Source organism: Bowdeniella nasicola, from assembly GCF_001907295.1.
GTDB classification, from domain to species: domain Bacteria; phylum Actinomycetota; class Actinomycetes; order Actinomycetales; family Actinomycetaceae; genus Bowdeniella; species Bowdeniella nasicola.
The window spans coordinates 1-524 of sequence record NZ_MQVR01000203.1 but is presented as its reverse complement, the minus strand read 5'-3'; the positions used below and the strand labels follow the sequence as shown (position 1 = coordinate 524).

1 protein-coding gene is annotated in these 524 nt (G+C 67.9%); it reads right to left on the bottom strand.

Annotated features, from left to right (window positions below):
- On the bottom strand, positions 1–524 hold a 524-nt coding region (locus BSZ39_RS13085; protein WP_245792536.1), incomplete at both ends, for a Swt1 family HEPN domain-containing protein.

The window sequence follows — 524 nt, the reverse complement described above, 5'->3', positions numbered from 1 at the left end:
GGGCTCGTCGCCTGCCCCGTGTGGACCAGGTGGAGGTCGGCCGCGAACTCCGAGGCGGTGAACGCGCCGCGCGCCACGTCATCGTGGGGCCGGATCACCTCACGCCACGGACGCAGACCGGAGCCAGGTTCCAGCGACACCTTCGTACGCTTCACCTGCTTGCGGGTCTGATCCTCGAACACCGTCCGCTGCAGATCAACGCGCAGCTTCCGCACGTCCTCAGCGGAATCGACCGCACCGACCGCGTGCAGCAGACGCTCAATCGTGTCGAGCGCACGCGATGCGTCATCGGAGCTGAAGGGTTCGTTGTGCGCCCACAGGTTCCGGGTCTCGCGCAGCTCGGACGCGAAGCCCTGCTGGGCGCGGGAGAGCACGTCCTTGAAGTGGTAGCCCTGCTCGGTGATCGCTCGAAGCTGCACCTGCACATCGTGCTTGGTCAGCGTGCGCAACGGCCCGCCCTTGCGCTGGGCGTCCTCCTTCGCCCACGCGGCTGGCCAGTCGGCGGTATTGTAGGCCCGCGTCAT